The organism is Roseateles sp. (genome assembly GCF_044373315.1).
GTDB lineage: Bacteria > Pseudomonadota > Gammaproteobacteria > Burkholderiales > Burkholderiaceae_C > JACDQM01.
Genome location: NZ_JBILQK010000015.1, coordinates 25,723 through 44,764, shown reverse-complemented (window position 1 = coordinate 44,764; position 19,042 = coordinate 25,723). Strand labels below are relative to the sequence as shown.

18 protein-coding genes are annotated in these 19,042 nt (G+C 67.1%); 9 read left to right on the top strand and 9 right to left on the bottom strand.

Features of this window, described 5'->3' with window-relative positions:
* Positions 1 to 3: 3 nt before the first annotated feature.
* Positions 4 to 918: a hydroxymethylglutaryl-CoA lyase gene (locus tag ACIQ67_RS05985; RefSeq protein WP_397533446.1), complete on the top strand. Its 915-nt coding sequence runs from the start codon at positions 4 to 6 to the stop codon at positions 916 to 918.
* Positions 919 to 956: 38 nt separating this feature from the next.
* Here ACIQ67_RS05985 and ACIQ67_RS05980 read toward each other — a convergent pair whose 3' ends face one another.
* Positions 957 to 1,427 (bottom strand): hypothetical protein, encoded by a 471-nt coding sequence (locus ACIQ67_RS05980; RefSeq protein WP_397533445.1) that lies wholly within the window; start codon positions 1,425 to 1,427, stop codon positions 957 to 959.
* A 249-nt stretch (positions 1,428 to 1,676) separates the two neighbouring features.
* Between ACIQ67_RS05980 and ACIQ67_RS05975 the strand changes: the two genes are divergently transcribed.
* Positions 1,677 to 2,243 (top strand): PaaI family thioesterase, encoded by a 567-nt coding sequence (locus ACIQ67_RS05975; RefSeq protein ID WP_397533444.1) that lies wholly within the window; start codon positions 1,677 to 1,679, stop codon positions 2,241 to 2,243.
* A 26-nt stretch (positions 2,244 to 2,269) separates the two neighbouring features.
* On the opposite strand, the gene ACIQ67_RS05970 is transcribed toward ACIQ67_RS05975, so the two are convergent.
* The gene (locus ACIQ67_RS05970; RefSeq protein ID WP_397533443.1) at positions 2,270 to 3,325 is read right to left on the bottom strand and encodes a hypothetical protein; all 1,056 of its coding nucleotides are present in this window, start codon (positions 3,323 to 3,325) and stop codon (positions 2,270 to 2,272) included.
* 121 nt (positions 3,326 to 3,446) lie between these two features.
* On the bottom strand, positions 3,447 to 4,103 hold the full coding sequence (locus tag ACIQ67_RS05965; protein WP_397533442.1) for a dienelactone hydrolase family protein: 657 nt from the start codon (positions 4,101 to 4,103) through the stop codon (positions 3,447 to 3,449).
* A 127-nt stretch (positions 4,104 to 4,230) separates the two neighbouring features.
* Between ACIQ67_RS05965 and ACIQ67_RS05960 the strand changes: the two genes are divergently transcribed.
* Positions 4,231 to 5,226, top strand: coding sequence for a hypothetical protein (locus tag ACIQ67_RS05960; protein WP_397533441.1), 996 nt, complete (start codon positions 4,231 to 4,233; stop codon positions 5,224 to 5,226).
* On the opposite strand, the gene ACIQ67_RS05955 is transcribed toward ACIQ67_RS05960, so the two are convergent.
* Both ACIQ67_RS05955 and ACIQ67_RS05950 read right to left on the bottom strand, forming a co-directional pair.
* Positions 5,208 to 6,593, bottom strand: coding sequence for an ATP-binding protein (locus ACIQ67_RS05955; RefSeq protein WP_397533440.1), 1,386 nt, complete (start codon positions 6,591 to 6,593; stop codon positions 5,208 to 5,210). The genes ACIQ67_RS05960 and ACIQ67_RS05955 overlap by 19 nt on opposite strands.
* Positions 6,590 to 7,267, bottom strand: coding sequence for a response regulator transcription factor (locus ACIQ67_RS05950; protein ID WP_397533439.1), 678 nt, complete (start codon positions 7,265 to 7,267; stop codon positions 6,590 to 6,592). Before ACIQ67_RS05950 ends, ACIQ67_RS05955 begins: the two co-directional genes overlap by 4 nt.
* Positions 7,268 to 7,461: 194 nt before the next feature.
* Between ACIQ67_RS05950 and ACIQ67_RS05945 the strand changes: the two genes are divergently transcribed.
* Positions 7,462 to 8,238 (top strand): MipA/OmpV family protein, encoded by a 777-nt coding sequence (locus ACIQ67_RS05945; RefSeq protein WP_397533438.1) that lies wholly within the window; start codon positions 7,462 to 7,464, stop codon positions 8,236 to 8,238.
* 13 nt (positions 8,239 to 8,251) lie between these two features.
* Here the strand turns inward: ACIQ67_RS05945 and ACIQ67_RS05940 are convergent, their stop codons facing one another.
* Positions 8,252 to 9,469 carry a 6-phosphofructokinase gene (locus ACIQ67_RS05940; protein ID WP_397533437.1) on the bottom strand — a complete coding sequence of 406 codons (1,218 nt, stop codon included), beginning with the start codon at positions 9,467 to 9,469 and terminating at the stop codon, positions 8,252 to 8,254.
* Between the two features lie 156 nt (positions 9,470 to 9,625).
* Here ACIQ67_RS05940 and ald point away from each other — a divergent pair, with 156 nt between their 5' ends.
* Together ald and ACIQ67_RS05930 are read left to right on the top strand one after the other, a co-directional pair.
* The gene (gene ald, locus ACIQ67_RS05935) at positions 9,626 to 10,738 is read left to right on the top strand and encodes an alanine dehydrogenase (protein ID WP_397533436.1); all 1,113 of its coding nucleotides are present in this window, start codon (positions 9,626 to 9,628) and stop codon (positions 10,736 to 10,738) included.
* Positions 10,739 to 10,815: 77 nt separating this feature from the next.
* Positions 10,816 to 11,124, top strand: coding sequence for a YqjD family protein (locus ACIQ67_RS05930; protein ID WP_397533435.1), 309 nt, complete (start codon positions 10,816 to 10,818; stop codon positions 11,122 to 11,124).
* Between the two features lie 33 nt (positions 11,125 to 11,157).
* Here ACIQ67_RS05930 and ACIQ67_RS05925 read toward each other — a convergent pair whose 3' ends face one another.
* Positions 11,158 to 13,407, bottom strand: coding sequence for an EAL domain-containing protein (locus tag ACIQ67_RS05925; RefSeq protein ID WP_397533434.1), 2,250 nt, complete (start codon positions 13,405 to 13,407; stop codon positions 11,158 to 11,160).
* Between the two features lie 263 nt (positions 13,408 to 13,670).
* Between ACIQ67_RS05925 and ACIQ67_RS05920 the strand changes: the two genes are divergently transcribed.
* Both ACIQ67_RS05920 and ACIQ67_RS05915 read left to right on the top strand, forming a co-directional pair.
* Positions 13,671 to 14,057 (top strand): phage holin family protein, encoded by a 387-nt coding sequence (locus tag ACIQ67_RS05920; protein ID WP_397533433.1) that lies wholly within the window; start codon positions 13,671 to 13,673, stop codon positions 14,055 to 14,057.
* Positions 14,057 to 14,353 (top strand): hypothetical protein, encoded by a 297-nt coding sequence (locus tag ACIQ67_RS05915; protein WP_397533432.1) that lies wholly within the window; start codon positions 14,057 to 14,059, stop codon positions 14,351 to 14,353. The genes ACIQ67_RS05920 and ACIQ67_RS05915 overlap by 1 nt, the downstream gene beginning before the upstream one ends.
* A 15-nt stretch (positions 14,354 to 14,368) precedes the next feature.
* Here ACIQ67_RS05915 and ACIQ67_RS05910 read toward each other — a convergent pair whose 3' ends face one another.
* Both ACIQ67_RS05910 and ACIQ67_RS05905 read right to left on the bottom strand, forming a co-directional pair.
* The gene (locus tag ACIQ67_RS05910) at positions 14,369 to 16,741 is read right to left on the bottom strand and encodes a YgiQ family radical SAM protein (protein WP_397533431.1); all 2,373 of its coding nucleotides are present in this window, start codon (positions 16,739 to 16,741) and stop codon (positions 14,369 to 14,371) included.
* A 122-nt stretch (positions 16,742 to 16,863) separates the two neighbouring features.
* Positions 16,864 to 17,592: a TetR family transcriptional regulator gene (locus ACIQ67_RS05905; RefSeq protein ID WP_397533430.1), complete on the bottom strand. Its 729-nt coding sequence runs from the start codon at positions 17,590 to 17,592 to the stop codon at positions 16,864 to 16,866.
* Positions 17,593 to 17,766: 174 nt separating this feature from the next.
* Between ACIQ67_RS05905 and ACIQ67_RS05900 the strand changes: the two genes are divergently transcribed.
* Positions 17,767 to 19,035: an efflux RND transporter periplasmic adaptor subunit gene (locus ACIQ67_RS05900; RefSeq protein WP_397533429.1), complete on the top strand. Its 1,269-nt coding sequence runs from the start codon at positions 17,767 to 17,769 to the stop codon at positions 19,033 to 19,035.
* Positions 19,036 to 19,042: the final 7 nt, after the last annotated feature.

Genomic DNA, 19,042 nt, shown 5'->3' with positions numbered 1-19,042 from the left:
GCGATGAGCACCACCTTGCCTACCCATGTGACCCTGGTCGATGTCGGCCCGCGTGACGGTCTGCAGAACGAGAAGGAGCCGGTCGCCACCGAGCACAAGGCGCGCCTGGTCACGATGCTGCAGGACGCTGGCCTGAAGGAGGTCGAGGTCACTAGCTTCGTGAGCCCCAAGTGGGTGCCGCAGATGGCCGACAACACGGCGGTGATGGCGGCGATAGAGCGCCGCCCCGGCGTGCGCTACTCGGTGCTGACGCCGAACATGAAGGGCCTGGAGAGCGCGCTGCCCACCCAGCCCGACGAGATCGTCGTCTTCGCCGCGGCCTCGGAAGCCTTCTCGCAGAAGAACATCAACTGCTCGATCGCCGAGAGCATCGAGCGTTTCGCGCCGGTGGTGGCGGCCGCGCATGAGGCCGGAATCAAGGTACGCGGCGCGCTGTCCTGCGCGATGGGCTGCCCCTACCAGGGCGAGGTCAGCGCCGATGAGGTCGAGCGTGTCGTGCAGCTGATGAAGGGCATCGGCGTCGACCATATGGGCATCGCCGACACCATCGGCGTGGGCACGCCGCGTAAGGTGCAGGCGGCGATGGAGCGCGCGCTGAAGCACTATCCGTTGGTCGAGGTCAGCGGCCATTTTCACGACACCTACGGCCAGGCGCTGACCAATATCTACGCCTGCCTGGAGATGGGCATCCACACCTTCGATGCCAGCGTTGCGGGTCTGGGCGGCTGTCCCTATGCCAAGGGCGCCACCGGCAATGTGGCGACCGAAGATGTGGTGTTCATGCTCAACGGGCTGGGCATAGCCACCGGCATCGATATCGACAAGCTGGTTGATGCCGGTGCCTACATCTCGCAGCTGCTGGGCCGTGCGCCGGTGTCGCGCGTGGGGCGTGCGCTGCTGGCCAAGCGGGCCGGCTGATCGAGGCTCTGCTTGCGGGGACTGGCGCGTGCCCGCAGTCAGCGAGCGTCTGCAACAACCCGCTCAAGGAAGAACTTCGCGCGGTCGGCACTCGAGGCTTGTTCGATCTGCTGCGCGCAGGTCTGCAACCAGCTGATGAAGGCCTGTTCATCGTTGACTGCCCGCGCTGCCTGACGCAGGGCCTCGTCCTTGCCCGCCAGCATGCGCGCGGCAAGATCGAGGGCATAGAACTTGGCGTTCACCAGCCGTTTGGTATCGTCGCCAGCGGCAGCATCAGGCGCGCCGGCAGGCTCGGGCCAGCTCAGCATGCCGAGTCGGCGCAGCTCCACGAAGGCCTGCAGATCGTGGCCCAGGCCGGTGGCGATGGCGCACAACTGGTCTAGCGTCTTGCGCCCATCCACCAGGATCAGCAGCATGCGCAGCTTGGGGCTCACGGCTTGTCGATCACCGGCCAGCGCTGCATGCGCAGCCGCCGTCTTCTGCGGAATCATTGTCCTTACCATCGTCATCGGCTTGCTCTCACTGGCGCTCCGGCTTTCGGCAGGCCCGCATGGTCCTTGCCCTGCATTTCGGTCCTGTGACGAATGCATGTCAGGCTCGACTGTTCGTGAACGTCTTCACAGACCGCCTGTGCTGCGGGCCGGGCGCTGCAATGCCGCGGCTTAGCGCGGGTAGGTCGGCCTGTCCTGGAGGTGACGCTCGCTGAGCGTTGGCCTTGCTATAAAGGGCGGTCCAACCCGCACGCAGGAGACCCTCGAATGAGCAGCAGCATTGGCGGCGACAGCGCCGCGGTCGCAGCACAGTGGCAAGAAGAGTTCGAGCGCGTGCGTGCCCGCATCGCCGCTGGCGGCGGCAAGCCGGGGCTGGCCGATCCGGCCAAGGCGGCCGGCATGAGCGGCTTGCAGCTGATGCAGGCCATGCTGGCGGGTGAGATGCCTTATGCGCATATCGCCGACACGCTGGACTTCTCGCTGATCGAGGTGGCGGAGGGGCGCGCAGTGTTCCAGGGCACGCCGCAGCTCAAGCACTACAACCCGCTGGGCACGGTGCATGGCGGCTGGTACGCGACGCTGCTGGATTCGGCCCTGGGCTGCGCGGTGCACACCACCATGCCGGTAGGCTTTGCCTACACCACGGCCGAGCTGGGCGTGAACATCGTGCGCGCGGCCAGCGCCAAGACCGGCCCCTTGCGCGCCATTGGGCAGGTCATCCATGGCGGCCGCCAACTGGCCACTGCCGAGGCCCGCATCGTCGGGCCGGACGGCAAGCTCTATGCGCACGCCACCACCACCTGTCTGGTGTTTCCGACGCGCGCGCCAGCCTGAGCAGGCCGGGGCCGTCCGGCGGTGGTTCAGCCGCCGCGTGCAGACAGGCTGAGTCCGGCGGCCTCGTGCTCGCGCAAGCGCCGCACCTCGGCGTCCAGTTGCTGTTGCTCCGTCTGGTTCAAGGTCTGCGTGACGGCATTGTGCAGATCGGGTAGCAGATCGCGGACGCGTTCAATGGCGGCTTGCTCCTGTTGCAGCATGGCCGCGCTTCGGTGGCGGGCCGCATCTGCTTCGTCGGCGCGGCCGAGCGCGTCCAAGGTTTCTACCAGCAGGCCCTGGTGCAACTTCGCTTGCAGCAGGCGCATGGGCCGTTCTCCTGGACTGTCGATCTGCTGCAAATGCTCCAGGGCTTCGTTCCAGCGCGCGGCGGCACACGCAAAGCGCGCCAGGTCCAGCCGCAGGGTGCGACGGATATTGCCCCAGCCGCGCGTGTCGGCCTCGGCCAGCTGCGCGAGCAGCAGCTGGCGATGGGCTTCGCTGTCCTCGCGCCGGCATTGCCAGCGTGCCAGATTGGCCGCCCAGATGCGGCGCTCGTAGTGGCGTCGGGCCTGATGCTCGATCTTGCTGCCCTGGACGACAAAGCGCTGCATGCGCTGCGCCAGCGCCTGCGCCTCGCCGTGGCGGGCGGCGGCGCACAGTGCGTCATAGAGGGTGATCAGCAGCACCAGGCCGTTTGAATAGCGCAGCAGGCTGGTGTCGGCATCGCCGAGTTGGTGGCAGTAGCCGATGGCTTCAAGCAGGTAGCGTTCGGCCAGCCCGGCGTCGCCCAGCCAGAGATAGCTCATGGCGAGGCGGTCCAGCGCCTGCGCGCTGTGGGCGGGCGAGCGCCGCTGCAACGAGAGCTGCAGTGCCGCGAAGGCCGCGCGCAGGCTCATCTCGGCATCGCCCAGCTGGATCTCGCCGTAGGACAGCAGGATCAGTGTGTCCATCGCGGCTTCATGGTCCGCGAGTTCGGGCTGAGCCAGCAGCGCATTGCCTTCACGCGCCAGCGCTTCCCACTGCTCCAGCTTGGCCAGGCAGCGCAGCTGCAGCACGCCGGCGCGCCAGCGTGAGGCGCGGTCTGCCTCAGGGCTGCCAGCCACTGCAGCAGCTGGGGCAGCAGCTCGGCGAAACTACCCTGGTCGTACAAGGCTTGCAGCGCGTCCAGGCGGTCGCGCGAGATCGGGTCCTGTTCTTGATGCATCGTTGCGCCGCGGGCTGCCTTCAGTCCAGGTGTTTGTGGAAGAAGGCCAGCGTGCGCTCCCAAGCCTGCTGGGCGCAGGCGGCGTCGTAGACCTCGGGGCGTTTGTCGTTGAAGAAGGCGTGATCGGCTGGGTAGCGGTAGAGCTCGGCAGGCACGGTTAGCGCGGCCTGCAAGCCATCGACCGCAGCCGGCGTGCACCAGTCGTCGCGGTCGGCGAAGTGGCCCTGGAAAGGCATGGCGATCTTGGCGGGATCGGCGAATGCCGCGGGCGGGATGCCGTAGAAGCAACTGGCAGCGGCATAACCTGGAATATGCACGGCTGCGGCCACGGTCAGCGCGCCGCCCATGCAGAAGCCGGTGACGCCGACCTTGGTGCCGCGCTCCTGCAAATAGCTGAGCGCACCGGCCAGGTCCTGGTGGGTGGCGTCGCCGAAGTCCAGCCCGGTCATCAGGTGATTGGCCTCGTCGGCGCTGCTGGCGACGCGGCCGCGATACAGATCGGGCGCCAGCGTCGTGAAGCCGGCGGCAGCGAAGCGATCCGCGACTTCACAGATGTGGGGGTTCAAGCCCCACCACTCCTGGATCAGCACCAGGCCGGGCGTGCCGGCGCCGGCATCGGCCAGATAGGCGCGGCTGCTGCCGCCATCGGGGCGTTGGAACTCGATCATCTGGCTCATGGTGTGCGCGCTCCGTCAAACAGGGTTGAGGGTTGAAAAGCTGGCGCGATGCTGCCAGCCTCAGCGCCCCAGGGTCAAGCCCTCGGGGCGGCGGTCGCATACTTGGCGCCAGGGAGGCGTCCGCCGGATGCTGTTTCTTGTCCTGATACCCATTTTGCTGCCCTTGTTGGGCCTGGTCTGGCTGCTGCGCCGGCGGCGCTATCGCGGGCTTTCCGAGGGGGCATTGCTGGGCCTGCTGGTGCTGGGCGTGGGTGTGTGGGCGGTGTTCCAGTCGCGCTCGTCCACCGGCGCCCTTGGGCTGCTGCCCCTGCCGCTTTATGCCAGCCTGGCGGGAACGCTGGGCTGGGCCGGCAGCCTGGGTTGGCACAGCCCGCAGCGCCTGCGGCGAGGGCTGGGCACCCTGGCCCTGGGTGCGGTGCTGCTCCTGCTGGGCCTCTTGCTGGCCGATGGTTTGCACACTCGGGCCCGCAATCAGGAATCTGATGCCCAGATGGCTGCCCAACGCGCCGAGATCGAGGCCCACCGCGCCGCCATCCGTGCCCAGCTGGCCCGGCATCCTGGCGAGGAGGGCGCCCAGCTGGATGCCCTGAGCCACCAGCATGCTGGGCAGCGGACCTGGCTGCTGCCGCTGCTGGAGCAGCCTGAGCTGCCCCAGGCCACCTTGGAGCGCCTGGCAAAGACCGAGGATGCCGGCCTGCTGCTGGCCGCCATCCGCCACCCGCGTGCACCGGCCACCTTGCTGGAGCGGGTCTACCGCGAGAGCCACTTGCCGGACTACTTCTTCAGTGACCTGGCCCGGCATCCCAACACCCCGCCCGCGCTGCTGCGCGAGCTCTACCACCGGCCGCGCAGCATCATGCATCTGGATCGCCAGTTCGCCGCCAATCCGGCCCTACCGGCCGAGTTGCGGCGCGAGCTGCTGGCGCAAACACGGGATGTGTATGTGCTGCAAGGCCTGCTGGGTCTGCCCGAGCTGGACTGCAGCCTGCTGCCGGCGCTGCGCCAGGCGCTGGCCCGCAGCGAGCGGCCGGATGATGAATACAGCCAGCGCCAGCTGCAAGCCCTGGGCGCGGGGCGCTGTGCCGCTGCGGCGGCCGGCGCGGCTCAGTTGGCGGGCGGATAGCGCAGGCGCAGGCCCAGGCCACGGCCGTCCAGGCCGTCCACGAATTCGAGCCGGGCGCGTTCCCGCTCCGCAATTCGCTTGACGATGGCCAGGCCCAGGCCGGTGCCCTGCGCAGTGCTGCCAGGCACACGGTAGAAGCGCTCGAACACCCGCTCGCGCTGCTCGGCCGCCAGGCCCGGGCCGTTGTCGCGCACGATCAGCGTCAGTCCTGCTGCGCCGCTGGCCTCGCAGCCCTCCAGGGCCACTTCCACGCGGGCGCCATCGGGGCTATAGCGAATGGCGTTATCCACCAGGTTGTCAACCACCGAGCACAGGCCGCCGCGCTCCAACAGTGCTTCGCAATGTGCGGGCGCCTGCAGTTCGAGCTGGATGCCGCGCTGGCGCGCCAGCGGCGCCAGCAGGGCCACGCGCTCACGCAGCAGGGCCGCCATATCCAGGCGCTCGGGGCGCAGGGTCTGCACCGCGGTCTCGGCCCGCGCCAGGGTCAGGAGCTGGGCCAGCAGATGCGAGACCCGCGCCACGCCGGCGCGCAGGGCCTGCGCGGCCTCCTGTCGTGCCTGCGGCTCCTGTTCGCCGAGCAGCAGATGGGCCTGGGCGTTGACGGCCGCCAGCGGGGTGCGCAACTCGTGCGCAGCATCGGCCAGGAAGCGCCGGTCGGCCTCCAGCCGCTGGCCTTCGCGTGCGAGCAGGTCGTTGAGCGCGCTGACCAGCGGGGCGGTCTCGGTGTAGAGCCGGTCGACCTGCACGGGCGCCAGGTCACCCGCGCGACGCTGGGCGATGCGCTGGGCCAGCTGGGCCAGGGGCCTGAGGCCGAAGCGCACGCTCAGCCAGATCACCAGTCCATGCCAGAGAAAGACGCCCAGCTGTGACTTCAAGACCAGCCACAGCACCGGCAGCACCGCGCCGAAGTCGGCCTCGCGAGGCTCGGCGACCAGCAGCACGCGGCCCTGGCCCGGGGCCGCGCGCTGCACCAGCCAGCGGGCGGCTTCGCCGGCCCCAGCTTCTGCGTCCAGACGGGTGGCCGGGGCGTTGGCGCTGCGATGGAGCAGGCGGCCCTCAGCGTCCCAGACCTGGTAGGCCGGATGCAGGCCTGAGCCCACGTCTCCGTCCAGACCCAGCAGCGCCAGCACTGCATCATCGATGGCCTTCAGGCGCTGTGCCAACTCCGCCTCGGGGCTGGCCGCAGCCGGCGCGAGCACCGTGGCCATCTGCTGCAGCCGGCCATTTACCTCGACTTCGCCCCAGGCCACGCCGCGCCAGGTCAGCAAGCCGGCCAGCACCAGCCAGGCCACAAAAAGGGCAAACGCCTGCCAGGCGATCAGCCGACCGCTCAGCGAAGCCGGCGCCCAGCATGTCGCCGGGATCATGAGGAGGCGGCGCAGGCCGGCGCCTCCAGCACATAGCCCACGCCACGCACCGTGGCGATCCAGTCATTGCCCAGCTTCTTGCGCAGCTTGTAGACATGGACATCGATGGCATTGCTGTCCAGCAGCTCGCTGCCACCGAGGCCGCGCTCGATCTGCTCGCGCGTCAGCACCCGGCCGGGCTCGGCCGCCAGGGTCAGCAGGATGTCGTACTCGCGTGCCGACAGGGCCACCTCGGCCTCGGCCAGCAGCACGCGCCGACGCGCCGTGTCGATCACCAGCTCGCCGAGCTGCCAGGTGTTGCTGGACTGGCCGCTGTGGCGGCGCAGCAGCGCACGCACCCGCGACAGCAATTCCTCCATCGCGAAGGGCTTGCCCAGATAGTCGTCGGCACCGGCGTCCAAGCCCTCGACCCGCTCCTCGACGCTGTCGCGCGCCGTGATCAGCATCACCGGCGTGGCCCGGCCCAGAGAGCGCCACCAGGCCAGCAGCGCGAGCCCGCTTTCGTCGGGCAGGCCGATGTCCAGCAGCAGAAGATCGAAGGGCAACTCGCCAAGGAAGCGCCGCGCGTCGCTGGCGCTGCGCAACCACACGACGCGGTGGCCGGCCATGCTGAGCACGCGTTGCAGTGAGTGCCCCAGTGGCAGGTCGTCCTCGATCAGCAGAATGCTGGACATGCGGGTCTGTCTCCTGTTGCTTCGCGCCGTGTCGGCAATCGCCGCGCATTCTAGAAGCGCGGTAGCGCGCGGCTTTGGCAGTGAACGGCAGGCCTTCATCAAGGCTTCATGTGGCAGCGCTGGGCTTCACCGAGGCTTCATCACCGGCTTTGCACACTGGCGGCGTCATCAACTGCCAGAGCGCAATCCTCATCATGAATCGAAGCCTTCCTCTTCTTGTTCTGCCCCTCGGCCTGCTGGCCGCTTGCCGCCCGGCGGTCGCTGCCGATGGCGACTGGAACCTGCGCGGCGGTGTTGCTGCTGTCGCGCTGCCGAAGCACATCGGCGCCGACGACCAGCGCCTGCTGGCGGTGCCGCTGATCGATGCGCGCTGGCGCAAGCATTACTTCCTGGACAGTCTGCGCGGAGCCGGCTTCGAGGCTGAAGTTGCCGAGGGTTTCGGCGTCAGCGCCTCATTGGCGCTTGATCCTCACCAGCGACGCCGCAAGGACGGCGTGCGAGTGCAGGCGCTTGACGAGGTCAAGCTGGCGCCAGCCCTGCGGCTGGGCGCAGAGCTGGCACTGGGCCAGGTGTTCGTCAACGCGGTCAGCCACACGCGCCTGGGCAGCGGCAGCAAGCCAGGTGCGCGCGGCAGTAGCGTGGAGTTCGAAGCGGGCTACGGCCTGCTGCCAGCGCCCGGCATGATGCTGGCCTTCGGCGCCTCCGCCAAGCTGATGGATGCCAAGCTGGGCCAGGCCCTGCTTGGCATCAACCGCGCCCAGGCTGCTGCCTCTGGCTTGCGGCCGCATCAGGTCGGTGCTGGCCTGCACAGCCTGGGGGTGTTTGCCCAGCTGAGCTACTCGCTCAGCCCGGACTGGCAGCTGTTCGGCAAGTTGAACGCAAGCAGCCTGCGTGGCGATGCGGCTTCCAGCCCGCTGGTGCAAAGCAAGCGCCAGCCTTCGCTCACGCTTGCAGTCAGCCGAAACTTCTGACTCGCGCAGCAGCTCAGCCCTTGCCGAGCACCTTGGCGACCGGGTTGGGTCGCAGGCGGAAGGCGTCCGGCATGCCCGAGCCGAGCAGCGGGCGCAGGTAAAGACGGAAGGCGTCGGTCACATCGGTGCCGCTGGCGGCGATGAACTCGTCTTCCATCACCCGAGTCTTGCCGGCCACCATCTCAAGGGGTAGCAACTCGTAGTCGACTGAATAGAAGCCGCTGCGTTTGATCGCCACCGAGCCATCGCGGTCGCCATGGAAGGCGAATTGCACGGCTTTCTCGCCGACCTCGCGCGCTTCGCGCTGGTCCACATCGGACACGCAGCCGATGAAGCTGCGCTGAAGATAGCCGAAGGTGTCGCCGCGCACGCGCTTGATCTTGAGCCGGGTCTTGATCTCCTCGCACAGCAGATCGGCCAGCGCGCCATTGCCGGAGAGCTGCACATTGCCATGCGCATCGAGCTCCAGGTCCTTGGCGAGCTGCGCGGCGATGGCCTGGCCCGACGCATCGTGGATGCCTTCGGACACGGCGATGACGCAGCGGCCGTGACGCTCATAGATAGCCTTCACATCGGCCAGGAAGCGCTCCAGCTCGAACACCCGCTCGGGCAGATAGATCAGGTGCGGGCCGTCATCGGCGAACTTCTTGCCCAGCGCCGACGCAGCGGTCAGGAAGCCGGCATGGCGGCCCATCACCACGCCCAGATAGACGCCGGGCAGCGCGGCGTTGTCCAGGTTGGCGCCGGCAAAGGCCTGGGCCACGAAGCGTGCGGCCGAGGGGAAGCCCGGCGTGTGGTCGTTGCAGACCAGGTCGTTGTCGATGGTCTTGGGAATGTGGATGCAGCGCAGCGGATAGCCGGCGGCGCGGGCCTCGTCGGCAACGATGCGCAGCGCGTCCGAGGAGTCATTGCCGCCGATATTGAAAAAGTGCGTGATGCCATGCGCCTGGAGCACGGTGAAGATGCGGTGGCAGTAGGCGGTGTCAGGCTTGTCGCGCGTGGAGCCCAGCGCGGAGGAGGGCGTCTGCGCCACCAGCTCCAGGTTGTGGCTGGTCTCCTGCGTCAGGTCGACGAAGTCTTCGCCGACGATGCCGCGCATGCCGTGGCGCGCGCCGTAGACGCTTTGCACCTGCCGATGGCGGCGCGCTTCCAGCACCACGCCGACCAGGGACTGGTTGATCACGGCCGTGGGGCCGCCGCCTTGGGCGATGAGGATCTTGGCTGCGTTCACGGTCATGGCTCCTGTTGCGAGGATTGCGTGTGATTGTGGCCCGGCCGCCAGCGGATTAGCGCCGCTTATGCGCCTGAAATGATTTGAATCTCGCTTCACAAGCGGGCTGGGCCGGCAGTACAACCCAGCCACACACCACAACAGATGGAGACAAGCATGCGTATCGGATGCCCCAAGGAAATCAAGAACCACGAGTACCGCGTCGGCCTGACGCCGGCCAGCGTGCATGAGCTGGTACAGCACGGCCATCAGCTGATGGTGCAGAGCGGCGCCGGCGCTGCCATAGGCCTGAGTGATGAGCAGTATGTGGCGGCGGGCGCGGAGATCGCGCCGGACGCTGCCACGGTGTTTGCGCGCAGCGAGATGATCGTCAAGGTCAAGGAGCCGCAGGCGCAGGAATGCGCGATGCTGCGCGAAGGCCAGATCCTCTACACCTATCTGCACCTGGCGCCGGACCCTGAACAGACCGCCGCGCTGGTTAAGAGCGGCGCGGTCTGCATCGCCTACGAAACCATCACCGGCCCGGGCGGCGGCCTGCCGCTGCTGGCACCGATGAGCGAGGTGGCCGGCCGCATGTCCATCCAGGCCGGTGCGGCGCATCTGGAGAAGAGCAAGGGCGGCATGGGCGTGCTGCTGGGCGGCGTGCCCGGCGTGGCCCCGGCACATGTGGTGGTGATCGGCGCCGGCGTGGTCGGCACGCATGCCTTGCAGATGGCGGTGGGCATGGGGGCCCGGGTGACGGTGCTGGACAAAAACGTGGATCGCCTGCGGCAGCTGGATCTGGTCTACGGCAACCGGATCAGCACCCTGTACTCCAGCGCCCATGCCTTGGAGGAGGCGGTGCTGGCGGCCGATCTGGTGATTGGCGGGGTGCTGATTCCCGGCGCTGCGGCGCCCAAGTTGGTGACGCGCCAGATGGTGTCACGCATGCGCAAGGGCGCGGTGGTGGTGGATGTCGCCATCGACCAGGGCGGCTGTTTCGAGACCTCGCACGCCACCACCCATGCCGAGCCGACTTTCGTCGTCGACGGCGTGGTGCATTACTGCGTGGCCAACATGCCGGGTGCGGTGGCGCGCACCTCGACCTTTGCGCTCAACAACGCCACCATCGGCCACGCGCTGGCGCTGGCTGACAAGGGCTGGCGCCAGGCGCTGAAGGACAGCATGCACCTGAAGGCCGGCCTCAATGTGGCGCTTGGCAAGGTCTGCTACGAGGCGGTGGCCCAGTCTCTGGGTTATGCCTATGTGCCGGCCGACAGCCTGCTCTGAACTTCGGCATGACCTGAGGCAGACAAACGCATGTGAAACGCAGTATGGTGGCGTCTGCAACTACAAGGAGGTAATGCATGTCCAATCCCGAAGTTCACAAGCAGCGCCTGGTCAGTGATCTGCAGGCCGTCGTTGCCGAGGCGGAAGCGCTGTTGAAGGCCACGGCGGGCCAGGCCGGCGAAGGGGCTGACGAGGTACGCCAGCGCATCAAGGCCAGCCTGGAGCGCGCCCGACGCAATCTGGTCGACATCGAGGAGGCGGCGCTGGAAAAGGCCAAGGCCGCGGGCCGGGCCACCGATGCCTATGTCCACGAGAACCCCTGGCAGTCGATTGGCGTGGCCGCTGGCGTGGGCCTGCTGCTGGGCCTGTTGATCGGTCGCCGCTGAAGAGAGTGCTGAGCGCAGGCGCCCCGCCTGCGCTCAGTTGCGGGTGTCCTGCATCCAGCGTTCGAGCTGATCGGCCTGCATGGGCTTGGCGAACAGCCAGCCCTGTCCTTCATGGCAACCCAGCGCCAGCAATTGCTGGCGTTGTTCTTCGGTCTCCACGCCTTCCGCGATGACCCGCAGGCCCAGGCCGCGGCCCAGGTTGATCACCATCTGCGCGATGGTCAGGCCGGCGCTGGAGGTCTGCGCTTCATGCACAAACGCACGGTCGATCTTGAGGCGCTCCACATCAAGCTGACGCAGATGGCTCAGGCTGGAGAAGCCGGTGCCGAAGTCATCAATGGCCACCGTCACGCCGGTGCGCTTGATGTCTGCCAGCAGATGCAGCACCAGTTCGGTGTCCTCCATCGCCATGGATTCAGTGATCTCCAGTTCGAGATTGACCGGGTTGACCTCGGTATCCCGCAGGGCGGCTGTCAGGCTGTCGATGAAGCCGATGTGACGGAACTGCGCAAGCGAAATGTTCACGCAGACGCGGAAGTCCGGCCAACCAGCCTGCTCCATGCGCTTGAGCTGGAAGCAGGCGGTGCGCAGCACGAATTCGCCAATGCTGATGATCAAACCCGACTGCTCGGCCAAGGGGATGAACTGGTCGGGCGGCACGAAGCTGCCGTCCTCGCGCCGCCAGCGCAGCAGGGCCTCGGCGCCGATCGCCGTCCCGCTGGCGAGTTCCACCTGGGGCTGATAGACGACGAACAGACGCTGCTCTTCAAAGCCGGCCCGCAGCCCCTTGAGCAGCTTGAAGCGCTCGCGTGCATCGGTGCCCATGGCCGGGGAAAAGTACTCGGACGCGCCACGGTGTTTCTGCTTGGCACGCTTGAGGGCGATCTGCGCGTCCAGCAGCAGTTCTGAGCCAATGGATGAGGAGTCGCCCAGGCGCACCAAGCCGGTGGTGGCTGAGAGCTGCAGACGTTCACCGGCCACATCGAAAGGCTCGACGAAGACGGCCGGAATGGTGTCGGCATTGACCAGTGCGTCCGGGCCGATGAGACCGAACACATCCGCTGCAACGCGCGCCATCGAGGTGTGAAAACCGAGCTGGGTGCCCAGCCGATGGACCACGGCCTGAAGCACCTGATCGCCGAAGCCATGGCCGAAAGCGTCGTTGATGTCGGAGAAATCGTCCAGATCGATCAGCGCCAAGGTGACGCCTTCGGGGTCTTTAAGGTTCTGATCCAGCAACTCGATGAAGCGCAAGCGATTGGGCAGGCGCAGCAGCTGGTCGTTGTAGGCTTGGTCGAGCAACTGGCTGTAGAGGAGCACGTTCTCGAAGCCGACCGCGATGTTGGAGCAGAAGGCGCGCAAGAGCTGCAGGTCGACCGGGGTCAGCGGACGCCCGGCATCGACCAGTGCGGCAATGGAGCGACCGTTGGACAGCCCGAAGTACAGGCAGTTGCCATCGTCCAGCACGTGTTGCTTGAGCTCAAGGCAGCGTTGCAGGCGCTCGCGCACATGCGGCAGCTGTACGGCAGACAGCGGCGTGTCGATCAGGCTGCTGAACTGGCCGGCAGCCGCCACGATGCGGGCGCCCTCCAGCCCCGCGCCTTCGCCATGTGCGCCTTGAGCGCAGACCAGGCCTTCCGGCAGCATGCCCAGCAGTGCGCAGAGCTGGGTCACCACGCCCTCGGCGAAGCGTTGCAGGCCGCGCAGCCGGCTCAGTTCGGCACTGCCCTCGACGATCAGCTCCAGGCCCTGGCGGTTCGACTCCAGTGCGCAGATCTGCTTGTAGGAGCGGATGGCCGCGGTCAGCACCGTGTAGAGCCGCGTGCGGGTCAGCTCGGACTTGGTCTTGTAGTCGTTGATGTCATAGGCCTGCACCGTCTCGATCTCAGGTGCATAGCCAGGCTGGCCGGTGCGCAGCACGATGCGGATGGCATGTTGCTGAAGGTTCTCTCGGATATAACGCACCAGCCGCAAGCCGGCATCCTCGGACTCCATCACCACGTCCAGCAGCGCCACGGCCAGATCGCGTTCGGTGCGCAGCAAGGTGCGGGCCTCGGCGGCGGAGCTGGCGTGCAAGAAGGCCAGTGGCCGTCCCTCGACGCGCAGGCCTTGCATGGCAAGCTCGGTCGCCTTGTGCACGTCGGCGTCGTCATCGACGATCAGGATGCGCCAGGGCGGCTCGGTGACGACGGTACCTTCTTCGGCTTCGTCGGGCCCATCCAGGAACTCGATCAAGTCGGCGTCATGGTCCTGCGCGGCAGCTTGTGCGCTGATCTGTTGCATGAATCGATCCAGTCCTGCCGCAGGCGCCAGTGGAGACGCGCCTCCAACGACGGGCACCGGCTGTTGGGGTGTCGCCGCTGTCGCGGTGGTTCTGTTGGGAGGCGCCTGCATACTTTGCAATATGCATCAAGTTTGCCTCAGCTCAGGGCTCAAAGAAGCGACAGAAAACCCTGACATGCAAACATTGACAGGCGTGCTCGGGCGTGCCGCGTCGGCGAAAGCAGCGTGCCGGGAGTAAGCTGTGGGGCAAGGAGAAGGACCTTATGAGTGATCAAGAGTCGGCGCCTGCGGGCCTGCTCGCTGCCTTGCAACGATTGGGCAGCCATGGGCTGGAATTGCTGCAGCTGCGACTGACGCTGCTGGGCACCGAGTTGGAGGCTGAGAAGCTACGCCTCACCCAGGCTTTGCTGGGTGTTCTTGTGGTCGTGCTGATGCTGGGTGCTGGCTTGCTGATGCTCAGCGTCACTGTGTTGCTGATTTGCCCGGAGGCCTGGCGTTGGTTGGCGGCGCTGCTGCTTGCCTGTGGCTTCGGCCTGGGTGCGTGGCTCTTGTGGCGGCGCGTGCAGGCGGACATGAGTGCGCCTGGCGGCCTGTTCGCCACCAGTCTGGCCGAGTTTCAGCGGGATCGCGACGCCATGGAGCAACGTTGATGTTCAGGGCCGAGCAAGCGCGGGTGCGTCAGCGGCAGCTGGCGCTGCGGCTGCGCAGCGCCGAGTTGCGTGCGGCCATCGTCGACGATGTGCAGGCTTTCCGTCCGGTTCTGCGCTGGGGTGAGCGCGGCTTGGGCGCATGGGCCTGGATGCAGGCGATGCCGGCGCCGCTGCGGCTGGCGCCGGCCTTGGCGCTGGCGCTGTTGCTGCGCCGTCCGGCGCGTGCCCTGCGCTGGACGGGCCTGGCGCTCAGTGCGCTGCGTTGGGCCCGCTTGATCCGGCAAGCGCTGCGCTGAGCGCGCGGCGCAGGATCAGCGCGGGCGTCGCGGCTTGGTTGCCGTCGCCTTGCCCGCTTGCTTGCCCGGGGCACGAGCGCCAGTCTCTCGCGGCGGCAGGCCGGTGTGCTGGGTCAGCAACTGTCCCTGGCGCGGCTTGGCGACGGAATTGGGGGTTGTGCTCGCTGAGCTGGCTGCGGCCCGCGCCTTGGCCAAGGGCTTAGCCACCGATGTCTTGACACCGGTGGGAGTCGAGTTCTTGCGGCGTGCGCTTTCATAAGCGCCATCGGTCATGGGCTGGAAGGTCGGGATCAGATGGTGCTTGCCATTGCCGATCAATTCCTCATGGCCCATGGTCTTCAGCGCTTCGCGCAGCAGCGGCCAGTTGTTGGGGTCGTGATAGCGCAGGAAGGCCTTGTGCAGACGGCGGCGGCGCTCGCCTCGCACGATGTCCACCGTTTCGCTGTCTCGCGTCACCTTCTTCAGCGGGTTCTTGTTCGAGTGGTACATGGCCGTCGCGGTGGCCATGGGGCTGGGATAGAAGGTCTGCACCTGGTCGGCGCGGAAGCCGTTCTTCTTGAGCCAGACCGCCAGATTCATCATGTCCTCATCGGCAGTGCCCGGGTGGGCCGCGATGAAGTAGGGGATCAAGTACTGCTTCTTGCCGGCTTCCTCGCTGGCCTGCTCGAACAGCTTCTTGAACTTGTCGTAGGTGCCGATGCCCGGCTTCATCATCTTGGACAGCGGGCCGCCTTCGGTGTGCTCGGGCGCGATCTTCAGATAGCCACCGACATGGTGCGTGACGAGCTCCTTGATGTACTCCGGCGACTCGATCGCCAGGTCGTAGCGCAGCCCGGATCCGATCAGGATCTTCTTGATGCCCTTGAGCGCGCGGGCGCGCCGGTACATATGGATCAGCGGGCCGTGATCGGTGTGCAGGTTCTGGCAGATGCCGGGGTAGACGCAGCTTGGCTTGCGGCAGGCGGCCTCGATTTCGGGCGACTTGCAGCCGATGCGATACATATTCGCGGTCGGCCCGCCGAGGTCGGAGATCACGCCGGTGAAGCCCTTGACCTTGTCTCGGATCTCCTCGATCTCGCGGATCACGCTGTCTTCCGAGCGGCTCTGGATGATGCGGCCCTCGTGCTCGGTGATCGAGCAGAAGGTGCAGCCGCCGAAGCAGCCGCGCATGATGTTGACGCTGAAGCGGATCATCTCCCAGGCCGGGATCTTGGTGGCACCGTCATGGCCGCCTTGCTCGTCCGCATAACTGGGGTGCGGGCTGCGCGCATAGGGCAGGTCGAACACATGGTCCATCTCGGCGGTGCTGAGCGGGATCGGAGGCGGGTTGATCCACAGATCGCGTTCGCCATGGCGCTGCACCAGCGCGCGCGCATTGCCCGGATTGGTCTCCAGATGCAGCACGCGGTTGGCGTGCGCGTACAGCACCGAATCGCTCTTGACCTGCTCGTAGGCGGGTAGACGGATCACGGTCTTGTCGCGCGGCGGCAGGGCCAGCTTGCCGCTGCGGTGGATGGTGATGGGCTTGGCGCCGTCGCTGTCAGCGCCGGCCTGGCCGGTGGCGCAGGAGGCGCCCTTGTCAGCGGCGGTTTCCTCGATGGTCTGGTAGGGGCTGATCAGTTCGTCGATGCGCCCGGGCGTGTCGACCGAGGTGGAATCGAGCTCGAACCAGCCCTCGGCCGTCGGGTCATTGGTGCGGCGCATGAAGGCCGTGCCGCGGATGTCGGTAATGCTCTCGACTGGTTTCTTCTGCGCGATGCGGTGCGCGATTTCGACGATGGCACGCTCGGCATTGCCGTAGACCAGCAGATCGGCCTTGGCGTCGACCAGCACCGAGCGGCGCACCTTGTCGCTCCAGTAGTCGTAGTGCGCGATGCGGCGTAGCGAGGCCTCGATGCCGCCGATCACTACCGGCACATCGTTCCAGGCTTCCTTGCAGCGCTGGGTGTAGACCAGTGTGGCGCGGTCCGGCCGCTTGCCGGCCTCGCCGCCAGGCGTGTAGGCATCATCGCTACGGATCTTGCGGTCCGCCGTGTAGCGATTGATCATCGAATCCATATTGCCGGCGGCCACGCCGAAGAAGAGATTCGGCTTGCCCAGCGCCTTGAAAGGCTCGGCGCTCTGCCAGTCCGGCTGCGCGATGATGCCGACCCGAAAGCCCTGGGCCTCTAGCGTGCGGCCGATCACCGCCATGCCGAAGCTGGGGTGGTCCACATAGGCATCGCCGGTGACGATGATGATGTCGCAGCTGTCCCAGCCGAGCTGGTCCATCTCGGCGCGGCTCATGGGCAGGAAGGGGGCCGGCCCGAAGCGCTTGGCCCAGAAGGGGCGGTATGCCGTCAGGGCCTTGCTGGCTTTTGGGGGGCTGATGGCGGGATGGCTGGACACGGCAATGCTTCTCGATGGGCCCGCGATGCAGGCAATTGCGTATTGTCCCCGGCCTTCATCGATCCTGCTCATCGCCCGGCGAATCGCAGGGCCTTCCGTGTGGCTGAGTTGGCGCCGCTCGCTCAGTCTTCGGCAGGTCGTGGCCGCAGCGGGCACACCGCGACCTGGCCCAGCCTCGCCCGTTCGGCGTCGCTCAAGGGCGGCAGCTTGGGCTGTCCCGGCCCGCCTAGGCAGGCCAGATAGTCTTCGACGGCAGTCTGACCCACCTCGAGCAGGTTGAAGCTGTCCGGTGCCATCACCCACTCATCGATCAAGCCGCCGACCAAGGCGACCAAGGTGATGGCGGCTCGCTCGGCGTTCGTGTCCGCGAGCAGCTGGCCTTGGCGGATGGCCTGCTCGAAGCAGGCGCGGTTTTCTCCGCGCCAGCGCAGGTGGGCGTCCAGCTGGCGCTGTTTCAGGCTGTGCAACTCGCCTGCGAACTCGACTTTGTGCTTGACGATTTCAAAGGCGCGACGGGTGCGCAGGTTGTACATCGTCGAGTGAAAGACGTTGATCAAGCCCCAGCGCAACTCTGCCAGCGTCAACGCCGCGGCCGCGGCCGCGTCTCGTCCGTCCTCCCGGACTGGATTCATGCCCTCTTCAAGCGGCATAGTGGCGCGATCCATCATCGCGTTGAAGACCTCGACCTTGTCCTTGAAGTGCCAGTAGATCGCGCCCCGCGTCACCTCGGCCTCGGCCGCGATGTCCTGCAGCGAGGTTTGCGACACGCCTTGGCTGTGGAACAGCCGCTCCGCGGCATCGAGGATGCGCTCGCGGGTCTCCTGGGCTTCTTGTTTGGTTTTTCTGACCATGATGGGGGCATTCTACGCCAAACCACATACATCCGTGAATGTATGTATATGCTGGGGCCCTGTGCCGAGCTGCTGCATGCTGCGCCCCGGGGTGCACATTGCGGTGGTTCCAAATTTGCAAACGCGTCGTTTCCCGTCCGGGCTGCGCACGCACCGATGACGAAAGCCTGCTCCGTGAAGACTTCTTCTCAACCCTCATCGACGGCGGCGCAGCGGCCCGCCCAACGCTGGCAGGCCCGCCTGCTGTACCTGGCACCGCTGAGCGTCGCGATCGCGTCCTTGCTGGTTGCGTGCTCCAAGGAAGGGGCGCCGCCTGCCAGCTCGCCCGGTGGCATGCCGCCGCCTGCGGTCGGCGTGGTCACTGTCGCGCAGCAGGCCGTGCCGCTGCAGACTGAACTGCCGGGCCGCGTTGAGGCCGTTCGCAGTGCCCAGGTGCGGGCGCGCGTCAATGGTGTGGTGCTCAAGCGCCTATTCACCGAGGGCAGCGAGGTCAAGGCCGGGCAGATGCTGTTCCAGATCGACCCCGCCCCATACCAAGCCACGCTGGACAGTGCGCTGGCCCAACTGGCCAAAGCACAAGCCAACCTGAGCCAGGCCGCGCCGCTGGCTGAGCGCAACAAGCCCCTGGCCGACGCCAAGGCCATCAGCCAGCAGGACTATCTTGTTTCTCTTGCAGCTGCCAAGCAGGCGGAAGCCGATGTCGTAGCCGCCAGGGCCGCCGTGACCACCGCGCGACTGAATCTGGATTACGCCGCCGTGCGTGCGCCGATCAGCGGGCGCATCGGCCGCGCGCTGGTGACCGAGGGCGCGCTGGTCAGCGCTGCCGAGGCCACGCAGCTGGCGCTGATCCAGCAAACCACCTCGGTCTATGTGAACTTCACCCAGTCCGCCAACGAGGTGCAGCAGCTGCGCCGCGCACTGAGCCAAGGCCAGCTGCGCGCGTTTGGTGGCAATGGCGCCAGCCAGGCGGCCCAGGTGCGCGTCGTTCTGGACGACGGTAGCGAGCTGGCCAAGCCGGGCCGCCTGCTGTTCACCGATCTGAGCGTTGACGCCAGCTCGGGCCAGGTGACCTTGCGTGCCGAGGTGCCGAACGAGCAGGGGCAGTTGTTGCCTGGCCAGTATGTGCGCGTGCGCCTGGTGCAGGCCGAGCTGCCGTCGGCGATGCTGTTGCCGCAGCAGGCGGTGAAGCGCAGCAACACGGGGGACACCGTGCTGGTGGTCGGTCAGGATGGCAAGCCGCAGACGCGCCAGGTGCGCCTGGGTTCGGCGCAGGTCAACAAGGACGGTGCCTTCTGGGTCGTGCTGGACGGACTGAAGCCGGGTGAGCAGGTGATCGCCGACGGCTTCCAGAAGATGTTCGTGCCCGGGGCGCCGGTCAAGCCGGTGCCATGGACGCCGGGTGCCTCAGCGCCCGCTGCCGCATCGGCTGCGGCCAGCCGCTAAAGCGCTC